The sequence below is a fragment of the Mycolicibacterium flavescens genome, assembly GCF_001722335.1.
Lineage (GTDB): Bacteria > Actinomycetota > Actinomycetes > Mycobacteriales > Mycobacteriaceae > Mycobacterium > Mycobacterium flavescens.
On record NZ_MIHA01000013.1, the window covers coordinates 56397 to 77315 of the forward strand.

Genomic DNA, 20919 nt, shown 5'->3' on the forward strand with positions numbered 1-20919 from the left:
GGCCTCCTCGATCTTGACAATGACAAGTTCTGGGGTCGACTATGCCGCGTCATCTAGCCACTGTCAAGATGCGGGGGGGCTGCGGGGCCGCCTTTCCGGCGCGAACGTGGGTTACCCGCACGCATTTTTCGAATTTTGCGTGCGGGTAACCCACGTTCGGCGGAAGAAAAAGTAGACGGTCAGCGGGCGGCCGAGAAGGCCCGCAGCGAATCCACCTGCGCCGGGTTCAGCGACGGCCGCACGTTCTCCCGGGCCGCTGCGACGTCGTCGGCCGTCACGTCGGCGGCGTCGATGGAGCGTCGCATCGCGGTCAACGCGGCCTCCCGCAACAGCGCCACACAGTCCGCGGCGCTGTAGCCGTCGAGTTCACCGGCCAGCGCGTCGAGGTCGACGTCGGGCGCCAGCGGGATCGACTTGCCCGCGGTCCGCAGGATGTCGCGGCGCGCTTGGGCGTCGGGAGGCTCGACGAACACCAGCTTCTCCAGCCGGCCCGGCCGCAGCAGCGCGGGGTCGATCAGGTCCGGCCGGTTGGTCGCGCCGAGCACCACCACATCGCGCAGCGGGTCGATCCCGTCGAGTTCGGTCAGCAGCGCCGCGACCACGCGATCGGTCACCCCGGAGTCGAAGCTCTGCCCGCGCCGCGGCGCCAGCGCGTCGATCTCGTCGAGGAACACCAGCGACGGCGCCGAGTCGCGCGCCCGCCGAAACAGTTCGCGCACCGCCTTTTCCGACGACCCAACCCACTTGTCCATCAGCTCGGCGCCCTTGACCGCGTGCACCGACAGCCGCCCCGAACTCGCCAGCGCCCGCACCACGAACGTCTTTCCGCAGCCCGGCGGACCGTACAGCAGCACACCGCGCGGCGGCGCCACGCCGAGACGCTGGAACGTGTCGGGGTGCTGCAGCGGCCACAGCACCGCCTCGGTCAGCGCCTGCTTGGTGTCGACCATGTCGCCGACGTCCTCGAGCGTGACCGAACCGACCGACACCTCCTCGGTCGCCGACCGCGACAGCGGCCGGATGACCGACGTCGCCCCCATCAGGTCGTCCTGCGTGAGACGCGGCGGCTCACCGTCGGCGCTGGCCCGCGACGCCGCCCGCAGCGCCGCCTCGCGCACCAGTGCGGCCAGGTCGGCGACGACGAAACCCGGTGTGCGCTGGGCGACTTCGTCGAGATCGAGGTCGTCGGCAGGCACGTCGCGAAGCAGTACCTCGAGCAGCTGCCGACGGATCGTCCCGTCGGGCAGCGACAGTCCGAGTTCGCGGTCGCACAGGTCGGGCGCGCGCAGCCGCGGGTCGATGCCGTCGGGCTGCTGCGACGTCGCGACGAACGCCACCCCGCGCGTCGCGACCGCGTTGCGCAGTTCGGCCAGGATCAGCGTGGCCACCGGTTCGGCGGGCCGGTCCGCGGTGTCGGGCAGCAGCGCGTCGACGTCGGTGATCAGCAGCACCCCGCCGCCGTCGCGCACGGTCGACACCGCCGACGCCACGCTGCTGAGCCGGTCCTCGGCGCGCAGCGAACCGACCTCGGGCCCGTCGAGTTCGACCAGCCGCCGCTCGGCGCACACCGCTCGCACGAGTGCGGCCTTGCCGACCCCCGCGGGCCCGGACACCAGCACCCCGAGATTGGCTGTCGCGCCCAGGGTTTCGAGCAGCTCCGGCTGATCGAGCGCAAGCTTGAGCCACTCGGTGAGCCGCTCGGCCTGCGCCTGCGCACCCTTCAGGTCGGCCACGCTCAGCTCCGGCTGCGAGGGTCCGGTGACCACTGCCTGCGCGGTCGACGGCGTCGACGCCGGCGCGGACGCCGATCCGCTGCCCCAGGTGACCGACGAATTCGGTTGCACGCTCACCGGTCCGGCCGGATCCGTGCCGGTCACGGTCAGCAGTTCCGAGGTCCAGGTGATGCCCACCGACGACGCCAACGCCGCCGTCGCCCGCGAGGCGGGGATGTCCGGGCCCAGTTCACGGGGCAGCAACGACACCGTGTCACCGACCGTCATCACCTTGCCCAGCAAGGCCTGTCGCAGTGTCGCCGGTGAAATCGACTGGCTCGCCAGCCTCGAACCCGACAGTGTCACCGACCGCGCGCCGTACACGGTCACCGGCGCCACCAGCACGGTCGCGTCCTCCCGCAGCCCGGCGTTGGACAGCGTGACGTCGTCGAGCAGCGCGGTGCCCGCCGGGACACCCGCCGGCGCCTCCGCGGCCACCGCCGAGGTGGTACGAGACCCGGTGAGCGACACCGCATCCCACTCGCGAATGCCCAGCGCGGCGATGGCCTCGGGGTGCAGCCTGACCACACCGCGCCGCGAGTCCAGCGCCGAGGTGTTCAGCCGCGCGGTCAGCGCGAGCTGCCGGTGGGGGACCTCGCCGGTGGTCTGCAGTTCGGTCACGTCAGGACCCGGGCCTGCGCAGTCCGAGTCGCATCATCGACCGCCGGTGCGGCTGGGCCCGCCGGATGGCGCGCCGCGCGGCGCGTTGCTGGCGGGGTTTGTCGTCCCAGACCTCCGGGTGCGCCGCCAGGAACCGGCGGGTCCGGATCGCGAACGGGATGTGCAGAACGTAGGCGGCGATGATGATCAGGATGACGATGTAGCCGTAGAGGATCGCCGCGGCGACGCCGATCGCGACCAGCGCCAGCAGCGGGGCCACCATGTTGGGCGGCACCGAGAACGTGTGGATCTTGCGCATCGGGATGGTGCTGACCACCAGCAGCGAGACCCCGACCATCCAGATCACGACCGCGATCTCCGACGTCCACCAGCCCTCGCCGAACTGCATCTTCGCCGCCAGCGGGCCGATCGCGCCGATCGCCCCCGCCGGTGCGGGCATGCCGACGAAGTACTTCTTCTCGTAGTCCGGTTTGTCGACGTCGAGCATCGCGTTGAACCGCGCCAACCGCAGCACGATGCACACCGCGTACACCAGCACCACGATCCACCCGATCTGCGACTGCGACAGCAGCGTGCCGTAGACGATGAAAGCCGGTGCGACACCGAAGTTCACGGCGTCGGCCAGCGAGTCGATCTCCTCGCCCATCTTCGACGTGGCGCCGAGCGCGCGGGCGATGCGCCCGTCGAGCGCGTCGAGGATCGCCGCGACCGCCAGGAACGCCATCGCCTCGGTGGGCCGGTTGTCCAGCGCCATCTTCACCGCGCTCAACCCGAGGCAGATCGCCGCGACGGTCATCGCGCTGGGCAGGATGCGCAGGCTGACGACGCCCCGTTTGATGCGCGGCCGGATCATGCCGTCGGCGCCCCTAGTTCGGCCAGCACCGTCTCGCCGCCGAGCGCCCGCTGGCCGACGGTCACCAGGATGTTCGAGCCGGCGGGCAGATAGGTGTCCAGCCGCGAGCCGTAGCGGATCAGGCCGTAGGTCTGGCCGATGTCGAGGGTGTCACCGGCCTTGACGTCGCACACGATGCGCCGCGCCACCAGGCCCGCGATCTGCACCGCGATCACCTGCACGCCGTTCTCGGTGCGGATCAGCACGCTGTTGCGTTCGTTGTCCTCGCTGGCCGCCTCGAGCTCGGCCGACCCGAACAGGCCGGGGCGGTGCTCGACGGAGACCACCTCACCGCCGATCGGCGCCCGCTGCACATGCGCGTCGAACACCGACAGGAAGATGCTGATGCGCGGCAACGGGGTTGGGGGTAAACCGAGTTCGGCCGGCGGCGCCGCCTCCTCGATCAGACAGATCAGGCCGTCGGCGGGCGCGACGATCAGGCCGGGCCGGGTAGGCGGCACCCGGGGCGGATGCCGGAAGAACGCGGCGTTGGCCGCGGCGGCCGCCAGCGCGGTGCCGCGCAGCCAGCGCTTCCGGTGCCCCAGCGCGGCCACCGCGAGGCTGGCGCCGACGAACGGCAAGCCGGCCGGGTGCATCGGGGGGATCGTGGTCCGGGCCAGCGCCAAGAGCCGCGCGGGGCCGGATTGCAAATCGGGGCGTCTGGCCATCGTGTGGCGATTCTACGGGCCGGGCTGACGCGGTGGCGCTCACCCGTCCGGCGCCGAAACTGAAGGTTTGTCTGAAAACCCGCCGGAAAAACGCGCACAAGCTCAGTTTCGGCGGTGCCGGACCCGTCAGCCGAGGTCCCACACCCGCACTTGGGAGCCCGCGGGCAGCGTGTCGACATCCTCGGCGATCTCGAGCAGACAGTTCGCCGATGCCAGCCAGCGCAGATGGTGCGACGCCGGCGGTCCGTAGCTGGTGACCGTGCCCGACTCGGCGTCGAGCACACCGCGGCGGAACTGGCGCTTCCCGCGCGGTGACTTCAGGTCCTCGGTCAGCACCGCGGTGCGCCGCGGGCGCTCCGGCTGCCTCGAACCCATCGCGGCCCGCAGCGGCGCGCGCAGGAACACCTCGAACGACACCAGCGCGCTCACCGGGTTGCCGGGCAGCGTGACGATCGGGGTGCCGTCCACCGCGCCGCAGCCCTGCGGCATCCCCGGCTGCATCGCGACCTTGACGAACTCCACCGCACCGCCGCTTCCCGGCGTCGCCGACGACCCGGCTCCGAGCGCGTCCTTGACCACCTCGTACGCGCCTGCGCTCACACCGCCGGTGGTGATGATCAGATCGGCCTGCCCGATGTGGCGGGCCAGCGCGGCGCGGAACGAGTCGACGTCGTCGCCGGTCATCGGTGAGGCCACCACCTCGGCGCCGGCATCGCGCAGCGCCGCGGCCAGCATCACCGCGTTGGACTCGTAGATCTGTCCCGGCGCCAGCGGTGTGCCCGGCGCGACGAGTTCGGTGCCGGTCGACATCACCAGCACCCGCTGGCGGGGGATCACGGTCAGCTCGCCGAGCCCGAGCGCGGCCGCCAGGCCCAGCGCCGCGGGTGTCAGCGCCTGACGGGCGCTCAGCACCGTCGTGCCCGCGGTGACGTCCTCGCCGGCGCGCCGGATGTGGCGGCCCGGTTCGGCGCCCGCGCGGATCTCCACGGTGTCGGTGGCCGCGTCCGTCGCCTCGACCGGCACGACGGCCGTCGCGCCCGCGGGCATCATCGCGCCGGTCATGATCCGGTGTGCGGTACCGGGTTTCAGCGTCAACACACCGGTGCGGCCCGCGGGGATGTCCTCGGCGACGGGCAGCCGCACCGGGTGCTCGGGCGTCGCGGAGGCCACATCGTCGGCGACGACGGCGTACCCGTCCATCGCCGAGTTGTCGAACCCGGGCAGCGACAGCGGCGCGACGACGTCCTCGGCGAGCACGAGCCCGAGCGCCTCGGCGATCGGCACCCGCGCCGGTGCGCGTGCGGTGATCAGCCCGGCGACCACCCGCTGGTGTTCTTCGACGGTGCGCATCACAGCGGATAGGTGATGCCGGTCAGCTCCTCGGACATGGTCCACAATCGGCGCTGAATGTCTTCGTTGTGTGACTGTGCGCTCGACGCAACGACTTTCGGGTGTCCCTTGATCTCGCCGATGCCGTCGGGCCCGTAGTACTGGCCACCTTCGACGCCCGGGTCGGTGGCTGCGCGCAGCGTGGGCAGCGCGCCCTGATCGGCGGGTTGGGTGAAGATCTTCCACACGATGTCGGGCACGACGACCGGGATGTAGCGCATCAGTTCGGTGTCGGAGAAGCCGGGGTGTGCGGCGGTGGCGATGGTCGGCGCGCCGCGGCCCGACAGCCGGCGCTGCAACTCGTAGGTGAACAACAGGTTGGCCAGCTTGGACTGCCCGTAGGCCTGGAACCGGTTGTACCCGGTTTCGAAGTGCGGGTCCTCGAAGCGGATCCGGGCCCGGATGCGGTGGCCGACGCTGCTGACGGTCACGATGCGCGACCCCTCGACCGCCAGCAGGTGGTCGAGCAGCAGCCCGGTCAACGCGAAGTGCCCGAGATGGTTGGTGCCGAACTGCATCTCGAAGCCGTCGGCGGTGAGCTCGCGGTCGGGCACGTACATCAGGCCGGCGTTGTTGATCAGCAGGTCGATGCGCGGATGCGCCGCGCGGATCTCGTCGGCGGCGTTGCGCACGCTGTCCAGCGACGACAGGTCGAGTTTCTGCACCGACACCACGGCGTGCGGGCTGGCCTTCTTGATCCGGTCGAGGGCCTCGTTGCCCTTGTCGAGGTTGCGCACCGCCAGCACCACCTGCGCGCCCCTGTCGGCCAGCACGGCCGCGGTGTCGTAGCCGAGGCCGCTGTTGGCTCCGGTGACGACCGCCGTCCGGCCGGACTGATCGGGCACGTCGGCCGCGGTCCATTTGCTGCCCATGACGATCAAACATACTCAGCGGCGCGGCGCGCGGCGGTTCCCTAGGCTGGTCCGGACTGGGAGGGCAGAACAGATGTCGCAACGGGCCGCGCTCGTCGACCCGGTGAACAGGCCGAGCAGCAAGGCGCCGCTGGTGTGGGCGCTGGGCGCGGCGATCCCGTGGTCGGCGCTGGTGCTGGGGCAGATCGTGTGGTTCGTCGTCGACCCCCGCCCGGCCTGGGTGCACGCGTTGGCCGCGGTGGCCACCGTCGTCGGGGCCGCGGTGTCCGTTCTCGTGGTGCCGTGGTGGCGCTACCGGGTGCACCGCTGGGACATCGACGGGCAGGCGGTCTACACCCGCACCGGGTGGCTGACCCAGGAGCGGCGGATCGCCCCGATCTCGCGGGTGCAGACCGTCGACACCGAACGCGGGCCGCTGGACCGGCTGTTCGGGTTGGCCAACGTCACGGTGACGACGGCGTCGTCGGCCGGGGCGGTGCGCATCGTGGCGCTCGATTCCGAAGTTGCCGACGCGATCGTCGCCCGCTTGACCGACATCGCCGCGCTCGGCGAGCAGGACGCCACGTGACCGAAGAGGACTGGCAGCGCCTGAGTCCGCGGATGCTGCTGGTGCACCCGGTGCACGAGATCATCCGCCAGATCCCGGTGATCGTCGGTTCGCTGGTGCTCGGCTCGGCGACCGGCAACCCGCTGTTCGCGGTCCTGGTGTTCGCGCTGACCATCGCGGTGGGCCTGGCCCGCTGGTTCACCACCACCTACCGGATCGGCCCGTCGGACGTGCAACTGCGCACCGGTCTGCTGCAGCGCAAAGTTCTGTCGTTGCCGCGCAACAGAATCCGTTCGGTCTCCACCGATGCCCGGTTGTTGCACCGGGTGCTGGGCCTGACGGTGCTGCGGGTCAGCACCGGTCAGGAGGCCACCGGCGACGCCGCGTTCGCGCTCGACGCGGTGCAGACCGAACAGGTGGGCCGGCTGCGCGCGCTGCTGCTGGCGGACTCGCTGGCACCCGAGGAGCCCACCGCCCCCGGCCGCGTGCTGGCGCGGTGGACGCCGTCGTGGTTGCGCTACAGCCCGCTGAGCTTCACTGGGCTGGCGATGATCGCGGCCGCGGCCGGTCTGGTCTATCAGGTGGGCGCCGGGCAGGCGGTGCAGGATTCGCAGCTCGCGCAGTCGGGTGTCGACGCCGCCGAACGGTTCGGGGTGGCGGTCACCGTCGCGGTGCTCGCGGCGGCCGTGCTGCTGGCGTCGGTGGTGCTCTCGGTGCTGCAGTCACTGCTGAGCTACGCAAACCTGGAGTTGCGCAGGGACTTTGACGTCCTGCACCTCAAACACGGACTGGTCCGGGTGCGTGAGCGCACCTTCGACATGCGCAGGCTGCGCGGCGGGACGCTGCGAGAGCCGCTGCTGGTGCGGCTGTTCGGCGGCGCCCGCCTCGACGCGATAATGACCGGCGTCGGCGGTGTCGGTGAGGCGTCGCTGCTGCTGCCGCCGTGCCCGGCCGCGACCGCGCAGGCGGTGCTGACCGATCTGATCGGGCAGCGCGACGCGGTGAGCGGGCCGGTGCGCGGACACGGGCCGGTCGCGACCCGGCGCCGCTGGACCAGGGCGATGATCGTCCCGGTCGTGCTCGGCGTGGTGCTGGTGGTGGCGCCGGTCCCGGCGTGGCTGTGGGTGCCGTGGGCGGTGCTGACCGGGTGCTGCGCGCTGCTGGCCGCCGACCGGGCGCGGTCGTTGGGGCACCGGGTCGGTGACGGCTGGCTGGTGGCGCGCACCGGCAGCCTGCAGCGCAGACGCGACTGCATCGCGGGGTCGGGGATCATCGGCTGGACCGTGCGCCAGACCTGGATGCAGCGCCGCGCCGGGGTGGCGACGCTGGTGGCCGCCACGGCCGCGGGGGTCAAGCACTATCAGGTGATCGACGTGCCGGTCGCGGTGGCGTGGCGCATCGCGGCCGAGACGTCGCCGTGGCTGGCCGACACGCGGTGGGCGGGGTCCGAGTTGCGCTGACGGGTGCGCCGTTTAGTGTCGGGCCATGGCGATCGGTGGAGTGTTGTTCGACATCGATGGCGTGCTGGTGACGTCCTGGCGGCCGATCGAGGGTGCCGCCGAGACGGTGCAGGCGTTGGCCGACAACCAGATCGCGTGCTCGTATCTGACCAACACGACGACCAAGACGCGGGCGCAGATCGCCGGACTGCTCAGCGACGCGGGCATGGCGGTGCGTCCCGACGAGGTGATCACCGCGGCGGTGCTGACCGCCCAGTACGTGCGCGAAACCTACCCGGGCGCCCGGTGCTTCATGGTCAACAGCGGCCAGATCGCCGAGGACATGCCGGGTATCGATCTGGTGTCGTCCACCGACTTCACCGGTCCCCGCGCGCCGGAGACCCCCGATGTGGTGCTGCTGGGCGGGGCGGGCCCGGAGTACAGCCACCTGACGCTGTCGTGGGTGTACGACTGGATGGCCCGCGGCGTGCCGGTGGTGGCGATGCACCGCAGCACCGCATGGACGACGACCGACGGGCTGCGCGTCGACACCGGCATGTACCTGATCGGCATGGAGGAGACGTCGGGCCGCAAGGCCACCGCGGTGGGAAAACCGGCGCCGGAAGGGTTTCTGGCCGCCGCCGGACGGCTCGGGGTGGAACCCGACGAGATGTACATGCTCGGCGACGACCTCAACAACGACGTGCTGGCCGCGCAGGTGGTCGGCATGACCGGGGTGCTGGTGCGCACCGGAAAGTTCCGCCAGGATACGCTGGATCGTTGGGCCGCAGACGAATTCGCGATGCAGCCCAACCATGTGATCGACTCGGTGGCGGACCTTCCGGCGCTGCTGGGGTTGTAGGGGGACGACGATGTGGCAGCGTGTGCAGCAGATGCTGCTGCGGCGGGGGATCAACACCTATCTCGAGCTCGCATTGTGGATCGCGTTGATCTACACCGTCGTCGGAGTCGTGTACGCCGCATTCCACATCGAGCTGATCGGACAGCTGGAGGCCGCGCTGTCCGGCGATTTCACGATCTTCGCCAACATCGCGGCGCTGGTGGCCACCGTCGCGCTGTGGCCGGTGCTGCTGCTCACCGCGTTCGTGTGCGGGGTGGCCGGCTGCGGGTTGTTCTAGCGACGAGTTCCGGCCGGTCGCGTGGTCTGTATGGGCGTGACTGAAAAACGCATCTCCGCCACCCGCACCGTCGACGCGCCGATCGACACCGTGTTCGGCCTGCTGGCCGACCCCGCGACACACGAGGCGATCGACGGCACCGGCTGGGTCCGCGCGCCGCTGGACGCCCGGCCGCTCACGGCCGTCGGACAGATCTTCCGGATGGCGATGTACCACGACAACCATCCGGAGAAGGACTACGAGATGGCCAACCGGGTCGAGGTGCTCGACCCGCCGCGCGCGATCGCCTGGCAGCCGGGGCAGGGGCCTGAGCAGCGCGGGCACATGATGAACACCACCGAGTTGGAGTTCGGCGGCTGGATCTGGCGGTACGACCTGGCGCCCGCCGAGACGGACCGCACGAAGGTGACGTTGACCTACGACTGGTCGGCGGTGCCCGCGCACTTGAGCGACATCCAGTTCCCGCCGTTCGAGCCCGGGCATCTGGACAACTCGCTGCAGAACCTGGCGGCCCTCGCCGAGCCCCGGTAACCCCCGCCCGCGCGGGAAACCGTCAGGCCTGAAGCGTGCGCACCGCCTCGATACGGGCCCGCAGCTGATCCGTCGTCGCCGCCGGCACCGGGGGGCCGCCGCAGATCCGGCGAAGCTCGTTGTGGATCCAGCCGTGCGGCTTGCCGGTGCGGTGGTGGGCGATCGACACCAGCGCGTTGAGCTCGCGGCGCAGCTCGCGCAGCTGCCCGTGGGTGGACACCCGCTGCGCGCTGCCCGGAGCCGGACCGAACTCGGCGCCGCCGCTGACCTGGGTGCGCCGGGTCAGCTGCTCTTCCTGCCTGCGGCGCAACAGGTCTCGCATCTGGTCGGCGTCGAGCAGGCCGGGGATACCGAGGTAGTCGGCCTCCTCCTCGCTGCCGGCCGGGGTCGCGGTGCCGAACGACGACCCGTCGAAGATGACCTGGTCGAGTTCGGCGTCGGCGCCCAGCATCTCGAAGCCGTTGTCGAGCTGGTCGGCCTCGTCCTTCTGCTTGTTGGCGTCCTCGAGGGCGGCGTCGTCCCACTCGCCCTGCGACTCGCGGTGCGGCTTGCCGAGCACGTGGTCGCGCTGCGCCTCCATCTCGCCGGCGAGGTTGAGCAGCGCGGGCACCGACGGCAGGAAGATGCTCGCGGTCTCGCCGGGCCGACGCGACCGCACGTAGCGGCCGATCGCCTGGGCGAAGAACAGCGGGGTCGACGCCGACGTCGCGTACACGCCGACCGCCAGCCGCGGCACGTCGACACCCTCGGAGACCATCCGCACCGCGACCATCCACCGGCCGGTGCCCGCCGCGTAGTCGGCGATGCGGTCCGAGGAGCCCGGATCGTCGGAGAGCACCACGGTCGGCTCCTCGCCGGTCAGCGTGGCGAGCACCTTGGCGTAGGCGCGGGCGGCCTTCTGGTCCGACGCGATCACCATCGCGCCCGCGTCGGGCACCCCGCCGTTGCGCAACTGGGTCAGCCGGGTGTCGGCGGCCTGCAGCACGGCCGGGATCCACTCGCCGTTCGGGTCGAGCACCGTGCGCCAGGCCCGGGCGGTCTGCTCGGCGTTGAGCGGTTCACCCAGGCGCGCCGAGTACTCCTCGCCGGCGCTGGTGCGCCAGCGGGCCTCCCCGGAGTAGGCCAGGAACACCACCGGGCGCACCACGCCGTCGGCCAGCGCGTCGGAGTACCCGTAGACGTGGTCGGCGCGCGAGCGCATCACGCCGGTGCCGTCGGGTTCGTAGGTGACGAACGGGATCGGGCTGTCGTCGCTGCGGAACGGGGTACCGGTCAGTGAGAGTCGGCGGGTGGCGTCGCTGAACGACTCGCGCATCGCGTCGCCCCAGCTCTTGGCGTCCCCGCCGTGGTGGATCTCGTCGAAGATGACCAGCGTGCGGTAGTTCTCGGTGCGCACCCGGTGTCGGGCCGGGTGGCTGGCCACCTGGGCGTAGGTGACGACGACGCCCTGGAACTCCGACGAGTGGTGTGCGGCGCTGTTGGAGAACTTCGGGTCCAGCGAAATGCCGAGCCGCGCGGCGGCCAGCGCCCACTGGATCTTGAGGTGTTCGGTCGGCACCACCACGGTGACCCGCTCGACGGTGCCGTCGGCCAGCAGCTCACCGGCGACGCGCAGGGCAAACGTCGTCTTACCCGCGCCGGGGGTGGCGACGGCCAGAAAGTCGCGTGGTTTGGCGCGAAGATACCGCACCAAAGCCCGACGCTGCCAGCCCCGCAAAGCCTGGGTGTCGGGCGCTGCATCTGCCCGCACCCAAAGACTCCTCACTGATCGGACGCCAGACTAGCGCAAGGCTTTCCGGGCGCGCATCCCTGTGTGGCGTGTCGTCGGGTGAGCGGTGTGTCGCGGCCGGTCGGCGCCGCCGACGTCAACCCTGATCCCCGGGCGTATGATCGCAGGCCACCTCGGGGCGGGCGGGCAGGCAGCAAACCCGACGCTTGTCCTCTCGTGTGATGGGTACTCTCCCGGCATCATGTCGGCCACCCCTGCCCCCTCGACCGACGAGGTCGACCCGTGTGTGCGCGTCTTCGGTACCCGCGTACACAACTTACGGGGTGTCGATGTCGCCGCGCCGCGCGACGCGCTGGTGGCGTTCACCGGGATCTCGGGGTCGGGCAAATCGTCGTTGGCGTTCGGGACGATCTACGCCGAGGCGCAGCGGCGCTACTTCGAGTCCGTCGCGCCCTATGCGCGCCGCCTGCTGCTGCCCAGCGGCGCTCCGAAGGTCGACGACATCACGGGCCTGCCTCCCGCGGTCGCGCTGCAGCAGCGCCGCGGGGCGGCCACCTCGAGGTCGACGGTGGGCACGGTGACGACGCTGTCCAACCTGCTGCGGATGTTGTTCTCGCGGGCCGGGGCCTATCCCCGCGGGGCGACCGAACGGCTGGACTCCGATGCGTTCTCGCCGAACACCGCGATCGGGTCCTGCCCGCGCTGCCACGGTCTCGGCCGCATCCACGAGGTCAGCGAGCAGACGCTGGTGCCCGACCCGTCGCTGACCATCCGCGAGGGCGCCGTGGCCGCGTGGCCGGGCGCGTGGCAGGGGCAGAACCTGCGCGACATCCTCATCACCCTCGGCTACGACATCGACAAACCGTGGCGCAAACTGCCCAAGCGGCAACGTGATTGGATCCTGTTCACCGACGAGCAGCCCACTGTCGAGATCGATCCCGGCCAGCATCCGGTCACCGCGGACTACTACTACAACGGGACCTTCTCCAGCGCTGAACGCCACGTCCGGCACACGCTCGCGAACTCCCAGAGCGCGACGATGCGGCGCCGGGTGCTGCAGTACGTCAACACAGTCGACTGCGGGGTGTGCGAGGGTTCCGGGCTGCGGCCGGAAGCGCTGAAGGTGACGTTCGCGGGCCGCACCATCGCCGACTACGTAGCGATGCCGTTGACCGATCTCGCCGACGTGCTGCGCCCGACGGCGGCGCGTACCGACGCCGCGGCCGCTTTCGAGTCGACCGAGTCCGGTGAGCACACCGAGGTCGCCACGATGATCGCCGCCGACCTGGTGGCCCGCATCGACGTGCTCGTCGATCTGGGGCTGGGTTATCTGTCGCTCAACCGGCGCACGCCGACCGTGTCGCCGGGGGAACTGCAGCGGTTGCGGTTGGCCACGCAGTTGCGGGCGGGTCTGTTCGGGGTGCTCTACGTGCTCGACGAGCCGTCGGCGGGTCTGCATCCGGCCGATGTGGAACCGCTGCTCGACGTGCTGGATCGGCTTCGCAGGGCGGGCAATTCGTTGTTCGTCGTCGAGCACGACATGGATGTGGTGCGCCGCGCCGACTGGATCGTGGACGTCGGGCCGAACGCGGGTGAACTCGGCGGCCGGGTTCTCTACAGCGGTCCCGTTGCGGGACTGGCCGACGTCGAGGAGTCGGTCACCCGTCGGTACCTTTTCGGTGACACGGCGGCCGCGCCGCGGGCACCGCGCACGCCGTCGTCGTGGCTGCGGTTGCGCGGCATCAGGTTCCACAACCTGCGCGGGGTCGACGTGGACCTCCCGCTGGGTGCCTACACGGCGGTCACCGGGGTCTCCGGATCCGGCAAGTCGACGCTGGTGGTCAAAGTGCTGACCGACGTCGTCAACCGTCACCTCGGTCGCGCCGCCGAGACCGACAGCGACGCCGATGATTCCGACGGCGAGGTCGTCGACCTCGATCTCGACGCGAGCGTCGGGGTGACGGCGCAGGGCGTGGACGCGGTGCACCGTCTGGTCGCCGTCGACCAGCGGCCGATCGGCCGGACCCCGCGGTCGACGCTGGCGACCTACACCGGACTGTTCGACGCGGTGCGACGCGAGTTCGCCGCGACGCCGGCGGCCCGGCGCCGGGGGTGGTCGGCGGGCCGGTTCTCGTTCAACGTCGCCGCCGGCCGGTGCGAGACCTGCCAGGGGGAGGGCTTCGTCTCGGTCGAATTGCTGTTCCTGCCAGGCACTTACGGCACATGCCCGACGTGCGGGGGAGCGCGCTACAACGAGGCCACGCTCAAGGTGCGCTACCGCGGTCGCACCATCGCCGACGTCCTGGCGATGACCGTCGACGAGGCGTCGGAGTTTCTCGCCGACATCGCAGGCGCATCGAGGAGCCTGACGACGTTGCGCGAAGTCGGGCTGGGGTACCTGCGCCTCGGGCAGCCGGCCACCGAGCTGTCCGGCGGGGAGGCGCAGCGCATCAAGCTGGCCTCGGAACTGCAGCGGCCCCGCCGCGGCCACACGCTGTATGTGCTCGACGAACCGACCACGGGCCTGCACCCGGCCGATGTCGATCTGCTCGACGCCCAGTTGCACCGACTTGTCGACGCCGGCAACACGGTGGTGGTCGCCGAACACGACATGCGGATGGTCGCCGGAACGGACTGGGTGATCGACCTCGGGCCCGGGGCGGGCGACGACGGCGGCCGGGTGGTTGCCGCCGGCACGCCGCAGCAGGTGAGCCGGGTCGAGGCCAGCCGCACCGCGCCCTATCTCGCGGCGCGGCTGCTCACTCGATGAAGAAGTTGTCGTTGGCGATGAAGAAGTCCCGACGTTCCTCGTCGGTCAGATCGCCGAGTTGGGCCAGACCCTCGAAATAGTGTTCACGTGGGGCGCCGGGTGCGAACAGCATCAGGATCGACGCCGGCTCGTCGGCCTCGTTGCGGAAACCGTGGATGCCGCCGGGCGGCACGTACAGGAAGTCACCGGTGCGGCCGTCCTTCCAATCCGTGCCGTCGTAGAGCCGGATCGCTCCGGACAGCACGAAGAACGCCTCGGACATCGCGCGGTGGTAGTGCGGGCCGGGTCCGCCGCCGTTCGGCGCGATGTCGACCCGGTACAGCCCGTAGTCGCCGTCGGTGGCTTGTTGATCCGCCAGGTAGTGGTACTCCACCAGTCCGAACGATTCGTAATCCGGTCCGGGCCCGCCGTTTTCGGGGGACCGTCTCAGCCACGCGCTGGCCTCGGGCTCGGGTGCCGTGTACCGCGCAGGCGGATAGGGCGGCACTCGTCGCGGATCGATCAGTGACATGCCGTCCCACCCTTCCACAAGTTTTCGGTCAACTTTGCCGATCTCGATAGTTGGCCGCCGGGGTGTGCAATGCTCCGGCATGGCCCACTGGCGCGCACGTGTGGCGGCTACACTCGCCGCCGCGTCGCTGCTGCTGGCGACCGGGTCCCTGGCGAACGCAATCGGCCAGGCCAACGTAGCGGCCGGGCAGGCGGTCCTGATCCCGGGCGCCACGGTCTTCAAGCCCATCAATCCGTTCTATCGGGCCATCGCGACGAGCTACCCGAAGATCGGGATGCACTTTCACGACGACACCTCGCCGACAGTGGTCGCCTACTCGCAGAACGCGCTCGCCGCCGACCGGGCGGTGCGCGACGGGGTGCGACAGACCAAAGCCGCGGTGCGTGGAACGGACGCGGAGGTTGTGGTCATCGGCGAGTCGATGGGCAGCATGGTCGCCTGGCGGGTCGCGCGGGAGTTGGCCGGCGACAACGACGCCCCGTCGCCCGCCGACGTCAGCTTCGTCCTGATCGCACCGCCCGAAATGGGCGTGGCCGAATACTTCAAGGCGGGAACGTTCATCCCGATCCTGAATTACCGGGTGCGCCGTATCGAGCCGTCGCCGTATCCGACCACGATCGTGATCGGCGAGTACGACGGTTGGGCCGACCCGCCCGACCGCCCGTGGAATCTGCTCGCCTCAGCCAATGCGTTGGCGGGCATCGCCTACGTGCACGGGCCACCGATCGCGGCGGTCGATCCGGACACGGTGCCCGAGCAGAACATCACCCGCGTGCCGGCCACCGCGCAGCACGGCCCCATCACCACTTACTTCGTGCCGACCCGGAACCTGCCGCTGACCCAGCCGTTCCGAGACCTGGGCGTACCGAACACGTTGGTGGACAAGGTCGATCGAATGCTGCGTCCCGCGATCGACGCCGGGTACGTCCGGCACGACAAACCCGGCGACACCCGTCCGTACCTGCGCGACGGCGAGCTCCGCCGCAACGTGCAAAGCCAGCAGTCGGCCCGGGAGCCACAGGAGCAGGCAGACGAACCGGATACCGCTCAGCAGCGGGGCACGTCCGACAGCGCGGTGCGCGACGCCGATCCGCCGGTACCTGTGCAAGCCGACTCCGACGAGGTGGGGGACCTGGCCGAGCAGCAGGCCGAACCGCAGGAAAGCGAGGATGCCGGCGAGTGACCGCCGGCATCCACCGCGGGTCAGACCGTGGCGGGCACCGGATACGTCACCCCGGTCAACTCCTCCGAGACCGTCCACAGCCGACGCTGGCCGCCGATGTCGTGCGACGCTCGACTAGACGCGACGACCACGGGGTGCCCCCGCTGTTCGCCGAGACCGTCGGGACCGAAGTACTGACCGCCGAGCGCGCCGGGGTCCGTCGCGGCGCGCAGCGTGGGAAGCGCCCCCATCGCCGCGGTTTGGGTCAACAACGGTGTGACGAGCCGGAACACCAGACGCAGTAGCCCCGGGGAGTTACGCGACAGCTCGGTGTTCGAGCCGCCGGGATGCGCGGCCACCGACATGGTGCCGGTACCCTGCAGCCGTCGCTGCAGTTCGTAGGTGAACATGAGGTTGGCCAGCTTGGCCTGCCCATAGGCGCCGACGCGGTTGTAGTCGCGTTCCCACTGCAGATCCTCGAAGCGGATTCCATTGCGCGCGAACCGGTGTCCACCGCTACTGACGGTGACCACCCGAGACCCCGGGGCGGCCAGCACCCGATCCAACAGCAGGCCGGTGAACGCGAAGTGGCCCAGATGGTTGGTGCCGAACTGCGATTCGAAGCCGTCCGTCGTCGTCGACTTCGGCGTGAACATCACGCCCGCGTTGTTGATCAGCAGATCGACGGCGTCGTAGCGGGTCCTCAATTCCTCGGCGGCGGCGCGCACCGACTCCAGTGAGCCGAGGTCCAGTTCCTGCAGCGCGAGGTTCGCACCGGGGGTGGACTGCTCGATGCGGCGGACGGCGTCGGCGCCCTTGTCCAGGTTGCGCACCGCGAGTACGACGTGCGCACCCCTGGCGGCCAGTGCGGCTGCGGTTTCGTAGCCGAGTCCGGTGTTGGCGCCGGTGACGACCGCGGTGCGGCCGGTCTGGTCGGGAATGTCGGCGGTTGACCAGTTGCTCATGATTCTCCTCGGTAGAGTGTTAAGCGGAGCGGGCGCTCCGGATACTGACGAATATACGGAACGCACGCCCCGTTTAGTTTCATTCCCGAGGTGATGACGTGACTGACGAGCGGCCGATGCGTGCTGATGCCCTGCGCAACCGGGCGCGGGTGCTGGAGGTCGCCTACGAGGCGTTCGCGACCGACGGCCTGGCCGTGCCCATCGACGAGATCGCCCGTCGGGCGGGGGTCGGGGCCGGCACGGTGTATCGGCATTTCCCGACGAAGACGGACCTGTATCGGGCCGTGGTCGAAAGCCGGTTCGACCAGCTGGTGGCCGCGGGGCGGGCTCTGGCCGACGGGGAACCGGCGGCCGACGCGCTGTTCGTGCTGCTGCGTACGGTCGTGCTGCAGTGGGGAGCCGCCGACCGTGGCCTCAAGGATGCGCTGGCCGGCGAGGGTGTCGACGTCAACGCCGCGATGCCGGACACCGAGCAGGCGTTTCTGTCGTTGCTCGCCGACCTGCTCGCGGCGGCCCAGCAGGCGGGGACCGCTCGCAAGGATCTCGACGTCACCGACGTGAAGGCCATCCTCGCCGGTGCCTTCGCGGTGCAGGACGCCAAACCGCAGGACGCCGAGCGGCTGATCGAGGTGGTTCTCGACGGGCTACGGGAGCGCTGATCCGGGTCAGCCGCTGCGCCGCAATCGGTTTCGTTCGGTTTTGACCAGCCACAGGGCCGCGTACTCCTCGTGCCGGCGCAAGCCGAGCCGGTTGCACAGCAGATGGCTCGCGCTCTGCAGCACACCAGATGTCATCACGGCGTCCCGCTGGGCCGGGTCGGCCCACAAGTGGCGCAGGCTCGCCGCGAGGTCGTTGCCGGCGTCGATCTGGGGGCGCCGTTCGCGCAGCGACCTTTTGATCGGATGTGCGACCGCGCCGAGTTCTCGGCTGTACTGCTCGACGGCGAGGTCGATCACCGCATCTGCGTCCACCCGGTCGGGGTCGAAACCGTCGAACCATTGGCGGAGAACCCCGGCCGCGTTCTCGACGCCCGGCCTGACGAGCGCCGTCGATGTTGCCGGTACCGGCGCGTTGGGATCGATGATCGGCAGCAGGGGGACGACGAGCGCCGTCTCGCGGCAGAACAGCCGCTCAAAGCAGGGGAAACTCCGGGCTCCGCCGTAGCGTTCGAGTTCGCGATGGTAGACGGGGATCGAGTAGTCGCCGATGCGTCCGGCCTGGCGAGCCTCGGCCAGCCACGCCAGGACGGTTGTGAGCTCACCCACCGGGCGTCGGACGCGCAACCGCAATTGGTCCCGGTCGTTCTCCCGGTACCGCACGAAGTACCAGTCGTCGGCGAGGTCTCCGAAGGCGTCGGCGAAGGCCCGCAGGATGCGGTCGTGGTTCGAGCCGACTGCGGCGATGGCGAACGCCGTCCAGGCGCCGCCCGGCACGAGCAGCCGGTGTTCATCGTCGGCGGGGTCGTGTAGCGGGTAGTGCGTCAGGTCGGGCTCGACGCGCGAGGTGCCCGGAGCTGCGACGGTGACCACGACTTCGGCGGGGTGCATGCCCCCTCCGGCGTCGCGCACGACCCCTGTCTGGGTGGGCTCCGGAGCGCGGTACAGCCACCGATTGCCCGCGGTGATCTCGTCGAGAAGCAGATCCCGGTGCGCCGGGTGGTGGGTGTCGAGGTGCAGCCTCGTGTCGTGCGACCCGGCAAGGACGTAGCGACTGACACCAATCTCGGCGATCCACTCCCGCAGCGCATCTCGGCTTTGTTCGGCCGCCGTTGGGTAGCGCCATCGCTGTTCGGTCAGGGTGACATTCCGGTATCGGACCGCGGGCAGCTGGTTCAAGACCGCCTCGGCCCCGCCCCAGGACCAGAACGGCATCCGGGTTCCGGCATCGGAGATCGCCCGCAGGAGCCGAACTGCTTTGGCCGAAGCGCTCGTCGTGGCCATGTTGAGTTGTCGCACCCTCACGGGGCTGCGGTCGGCCAGCACCGTCCGCACGCGTCCGTCCGCGTAACCGAGGTAGATGTCGGCGAGCGTCAGCACAGTGCCGGTCGGCTTGTGCGGACGCGCGTTGACCGCGAGTGTGAATGGGTACAGCTGTGCCGTTGCGGCGACCGCGTTGATCGAGTCCGTGCCGGCGATGTAGTCGACATCGCAGAGGATTCCCTGCCCGCCGGTGTTGTCGGCCCACCATGCGGTGTCGAAATCCACACAGCGTTGCGCGTAGTCCCGCGCCTGTGTCATGAGGGCGGTGAACCGTCCGGTCGTGGACCCGCCGGGAAAGCCGATCCCGGCGACGGTCGCCGAAAGGCCCGTTGGCACTCGGTGCAATCTGAGCATGACGTCGAAGCTGCTGGGCATGCCGTCGGGTGCGGCGAAACCGGCCAGGTCTGCGTCGGTGAGCTCGACGGTGTCCACGCCTTCGGATGCCGCCCGGTGTAGCAGCCGCGCGATGAGGTCCCGGCGCCGCTCGGCGTCGGGGCCCTCGGAAGGAGCCGTGGGGCGCCCGACAGACGCATAGGCCTGCGGATAGCCGATCCCGAGTTCGTCGTCGACGGCGGTCAGAAATGGCACCACGGTGTTGCCGTACCGTTCGAGAAACTCGGCGCCGAACTCGTCGAGCGCTGGGTTGACAGGCGCGTGGGCCATCGTCGCGGCCAGGGCGGTGATGGCGTCGTGAGCCGCGTCGACGAGCGACACGGGCACCCGCCCGGACGCATCTAGTTCGAGGTCGACGTGCACGCCGCGTTGGACCCCGGGTTGGGCCTCGCTTTGCGAGCACAGCCGCAGCAGCGTATCGAGACTGCCATCGTCGGCCGGGTGGGAGGCAGTGGAGTACCGCGCGACAGCAGCCCGCATCTTCGTGGCGCCTTCGACGGCGTCGGGCACGCGCACCAACGGATCGCCGTCGAAGGCGGAGTGCTCCGCTTCGCACAACAGCACCTCGGCCACCAACAGGTCGTCGACCAACTTCTGCACCTTCGCGGGGCCGGCCGCGGGGTAGGCGTCGGCGACGCGCTGCTCGATGTCCTGACGCGTCGCGACGCCGGCAGCGGTGTCGATGGCCAACCGGGCGGGGCCGGTCGCCCTGACCGAAGCCCGAGTATGCGTGTCGTCGACGCCGCGCATCACGGTGACGGCGAGTCGGTCGGCACGCGTGATCAGCGACGGGTTGGGATACAGCCGAGCCTGCGGCAGCGCGCGAGTCTCTTCCAGGAGGCGCCTGGTGACCGCGCCGGTTGCACGGACGTGTCGGACGTGGGACGTGCCGAGCGCAGGTTCGCCGTCGCCGACGGGCAGCACGGCAACTCCTGCGAACATGCCGAACGGCGTGCATCTGGTGCTGAGGCGCAGCGCATACTTCAACAGTCCCTTGTGCAGGCGCCTGCGCTTCTTCACCGGCGTGTCGGTGCCCGTGGACGACAACAACTTCCGGACCTGGGCCGCGAGTACCGGGCTGGCAAGCAGTACCGCCTCACGGATGGCGTCGACCGACCAGAGCCGCGCGATGGCGTCGCGGTCACCCCACTCAGCCGGTTCATCGGGATAGTCGGCGACCGTTCCGACCGAACACCGGATGACCGCGCTGTCGTGAGAGGGGTGGTTGGGTTCGCACACCGGCGGGAGCCGGCTCAATCGTCAGAACGTTTCGACACCGTCTTTGTGTGCTTTGTGTGGCGGTTCTCCGTGGCGACGAACGTCAACAGATTGAGCACTACCAGTGCCGCGAAGGGGTACCCGCCGGCCCAGCGGGTCGACGGAATCAAGAGGATGAAGACACAGATCGCCGCCAACAGGATCTTGCGTCCCACGGATTCCCACAGGCCCCGACGCATCAGGAAGACGAGCAGGATGGTGTACAGCAAGCCGAGCAGAATCCACCAGTATTGAGCCAGATACTCCAGCACGTTCGCGTCCT

At 70.2% G+C, this 20919-nt stretch carries 18 protein-coding genes; 8 read left to right on the forward strand and 10 right to left on the reverse strand.

From position 1 onward, the window contains the following. Positions 1–179: 179 nt before the first annotated feature. The 5 genes from BHQ18_RS17780 to BHQ18_RS17800 all read right to left on the reverse strand — a co-directional run bounded on the left by BHQ18_RS17780 (position 180) and on the right by BHQ18_RS17800 (position 6214). A complete protein-coding gene (locus tag BHQ18_RS17780) occupies positions 180–2393 on the reverse strand; it encodes an AAA family ATPase (protein ID WP_069414968.1) in 2214 nt (737 codons plus the stop codon). 1 nt (position 2394) lies between these two features. Beyond that, a complete protein-coding gene (pssA, locus tag BHQ18_RS17785; protein WP_069414969.1) occupies positions 2395–3246 on the reverse strand; it encodes a CDP-diacylglycerol--serine O-phosphatidyltransferase in 852 nt (283 codons plus the stop codon). Further along, positions 3243–3953 carry a phosphatidylserine decarboxylase gene (locus tag BHQ18_RS17790; RefSeq protein WP_069414970.1) on the reverse strand — a complete coding sequence of 237 codons (711 nt, stop codon included), beginning with the start codon at positions 3951–3953 and terminating at the stop codon, positions 3243–3245. Before BHQ18_RS17790 ends, pssA begins: the two co-directional genes overlap by 4 nt. 126 nt (positions 3954–4079) lie before the next feature. Next, positions 4080–5303 (reverse strand): molybdopterin molybdotransferase MoeA, encoded by a 1224-nt coding sequence (moeA, locus tag BHQ18_RS17795; RefSeq protein WP_069414971.1) that lies wholly within the window; start codon positions 5301–5303, stop codon positions 4080–4082. Continuing rightward, positions 5303–6214: an SDR family NAD(P)-dependent oxidoreductase gene (locus BHQ18_RS17800; RefSeq protein ID WP_069414972.1), complete on the reverse strand. Its 912-nt coding sequence runs from the start codon at positions 6212–6214 to the stop codon at positions 5303–5305. The genes moeA and BHQ18_RS17800 overlap by 1 nt, the downstream gene beginning before the upstream one ends. A 73-nt stretch (positions 6215–6287) precedes the next feature. Here BHQ18_RS17800 and BHQ18_RS17805 point away from each other — a divergent pair, with 73 nt between their 5' ends. Genes BHQ18_RS17805 through BHQ18_RS17825 form a run of 5 tightly spaced genes read left to right on the forward strand, consistent with a single transcriptional unit; the run spans position 6288 to position 9870 of the window. Then, positions 6288–6782, forward strand: coding sequence for a PH domain-containing protein (locus tag BHQ18_RS17805; protein ID WP_069414973.1), 495 nt, complete (start codon positions 6288–6290; stop codon positions 6780–6782). A 32-nt stretch (positions 6783–6814) separates the two neighbouring features. Beyond that, complete coding sequence (locus tag BHQ18_RS17810) at positions 6815–8221, forward strand: PH domain-containing protein (protein WP_069415075.1); 1407 nt, start codon at positions 6815–6817, stop codon at positions 8219–8221. Positions 8222–8246: 25 nt separating this feature from the next. Further along, complete coding sequence (locus tag BHQ18_RS17815; RefSeq protein WP_069414974.1) at positions 8247–9062, forward strand: HAD-IIA family hydrolase; 816 nt, start codon at positions 8247–8249, stop codon at positions 9060–9062. A gap of 10 nt (positions 9063–9072) precedes the next feature. Next, entirely contained in the window at positions 9073–9339 is a 267-nt protein-coding gene (locus BHQ18_RS17820; protein WP_069414975.1) for an addiction module protein, read from the forward strand. Positions 9340–9375: 36 nt separating this feature from the next. Beyond that, entirely contained in the window at positions 9376–9870 is a 495-nt protein-coding gene (locus tag BHQ18_RS17825; RefSeq protein WP_069415076.1) for an SRPBCC domain-containing protein, read from the forward strand. Between the two features lie 22 nt (positions 9871–9892). On the opposite strand, the gene BHQ18_RS17830 is transcribed toward BHQ18_RS17825, so the two are convergent. Continuing rightward, positions 9893–11620 carry a DEAD/DEAH box helicase gene (locus BHQ18_RS17830; protein ID WP_069414976.1) on the reverse strand — a complete coding sequence of 576 codons (1728 nt, stop codon included), beginning with the start codon at positions 11618–11620 and terminating at the stop codon, positions 9893–9895. A gap of 220 nt (positions 11621–11840) precedes the next feature. Between BHQ18_RS17830 and BHQ18_RS17835 the strand changes: the two genes are divergently transcribed. Then, a complete protein-coding gene (locus tag BHQ18_RS17835; protein WP_069414977.1) occupies positions 11841–14369 on the forward strand; it encodes an excinuclease ABC subunit UvrA in 2529 nt (842 codons plus the stop codon). On the opposite strand, the gene BHQ18_RS17840 is transcribed toward BHQ18_RS17835, so the two are convergent. Further along, positions 14359–14880 (reverse strand): cupin domain-containing protein, encoded by a 522-nt coding sequence (locus tag BHQ18_RS17840; RefSeq protein WP_069414978.1) that lies wholly within the window; start codon positions 14878–14880, stop codon positions 14359–14361. The two genes, BHQ18_RS17835 and BHQ18_RS17840, sit on opposite strands and share 11 nt — an antisense overlap. Before the next feature lie 100 nt (positions 14881–14980). Between BHQ18_RS17840 and BHQ18_RS17845 the strand changes: the two genes are divergently transcribed. Then, positions 14981–16063 (forward strand): PE-PPE domain-containing protein, encoded by a 1083-nt coding sequence (locus BHQ18_RS17845; protein ID WP_234794221.1) that lies wholly within the window; start codon positions 14981–14983, stop codon positions 16061–16063. A 20-nt stretch (positions 16064–16083) separates the two neighbouring features. On the opposite strand, the gene BHQ18_RS17850 is transcribed toward BHQ18_RS17845, so the two are convergent. Continuing rightward, positions 16084–17007 carry an SDR family NAD(P)-dependent oxidoreductase gene (locus tag BHQ18_RS17850; RefSeq protein ID WP_069414980.1) on the reverse strand — a complete coding sequence of 308 codons (924 nt, stop codon included), beginning with the start codon at positions 17005–17007 and terminating at the stop codon, positions 16084–16086. Between the two features lie 116 nt (positions 17008–17123). Between BHQ18_RS17850 and BHQ18_RS17855 the strand changes: the two genes are divergently transcribed. Continuing rightward, positions 17124–17666: a TetR/AcrR family transcriptional regulator gene (locus tag BHQ18_RS17855; protein ID WP_069414981.1), complete on the forward strand. Its 543-nt coding sequence runs from the start codon at positions 17124–17126 to the stop codon at positions 17664–17666. Positions 17667–17672: 6 nt separating this feature from the next. On the opposite strand, the gene BHQ18_RS17860 is transcribed toward BHQ18_RS17855, so the two are convergent. Further along, positions 17673–20636, reverse strand: a complete 2964-nt coding sequence (locus tag BHQ18_RS17860) for a lantibiotic dehydratase (RefSeq protein ID WP_084294123.1) — start codon at positions 20634–20636, stop codon at positions 17673–17675. Continuing rightward, on the reverse strand, positions 20633–20908 hold the full coding sequence (locus BHQ18_RS17865) for a hypothetical protein (RefSeq protein WP_069414983.1): 276 nt from the start codon (positions 20906–20908) through the stop codon (positions 20633–20635). Before BHQ18_RS17865 ends, BHQ18_RS17860 begins: the two co-directional genes overlap by 4 nt. Positions 20909–20919 lie beyond the last annotated feature (11 nt).

Excerpts from the sequence above, each read along its gene's own strand:
- BHQ18_RS17835 (WP_069414977.1), top strand. The coding sequence starts at position 11,841 with ATGTCGGCCACCCCTGCCCCCTCGACCGACGAGGTCGACCCGTGTGTG.
- pssA (WP_069414969.1), bottom strand. The coding sequence starts at position 3,246 with ATGATCCGGCCGCGCATCAAACGGGGCGTCGTCAGCCTGCGCATCCTG.
- BHQ18_RS17840 (WP_069414978.1), bottom strand. The coding sequence starts at position 14,880 with ATGTCACTGATCGATCCGCGACGAGTGCCGCCCTATCCGCCTGCGCGG.
- BHQ18_RS17820 (WP_069414975.1), top strand. The coding sequence starts at position 9,073 with ATGTGGCAGCGTGTGCAGCAGATGCTGCTGCGGCGGGGGATCAACACC.
- BHQ18_RS17800 (WP_069414972.1), bottom strand. The coding sequence starts at position 6,214 with ATGGGCAGCAAATGGACCGCGGCCGACGTGCCCGATCAGTCCGGCCGG.
- BHQ18_RS17855 (WP_069414981.1), top strand. The coding sequence starts at position 17,124 with ATGCGTGCTGATGCCCTGCGCAACCGGGCGCGGGTGCTGGAGGTCGCC.
- BHQ18_RS17805 (WP_069414973.1), top strand. The coding sequence starts at position 6,288 with ATGTCGCAACGGGCCGCGCTCGTCGACCCGGTGAACAGGCCGAGCAGC.
- moeA (WP_069414971.1), bottom strand. The coding sequence starts at position 5,303 with ATGCGCACCGTCGAAGAACACCAGCGGGTGGTCGCCGGGCTGATCACC.
- BHQ18_RS17810 (WP_069415075.1), top strand. The coding sequence starts at position 6,815 with ATGCTGCTGGTGCACCCGGTGCACGAGATCATCCGCCAGATCCCGGTG.
- BHQ18_RS17850 (WP_069414980.1), bottom strand. The coding sequence starts at position 17,007 with ATGAGCAACTGGTCAACCGCCGACATTCCCGACCAGACCGGCCGCACC.
- BHQ18_RS17815 (WP_069414974.1), top strand. The coding sequence starts at position 8,247 with ATGGCGATCGGTGGAGTGTTGTTCGACATCGATGGCGTGCTGGTGACG.
- BHQ18_RS17790 (WP_069414970.1), bottom strand. The coding sequence starts at position 3,953 with ATGGCCAGACGCCCCGATTTGCAATCCGGCCCCGCGCGGCTCTTGGCG.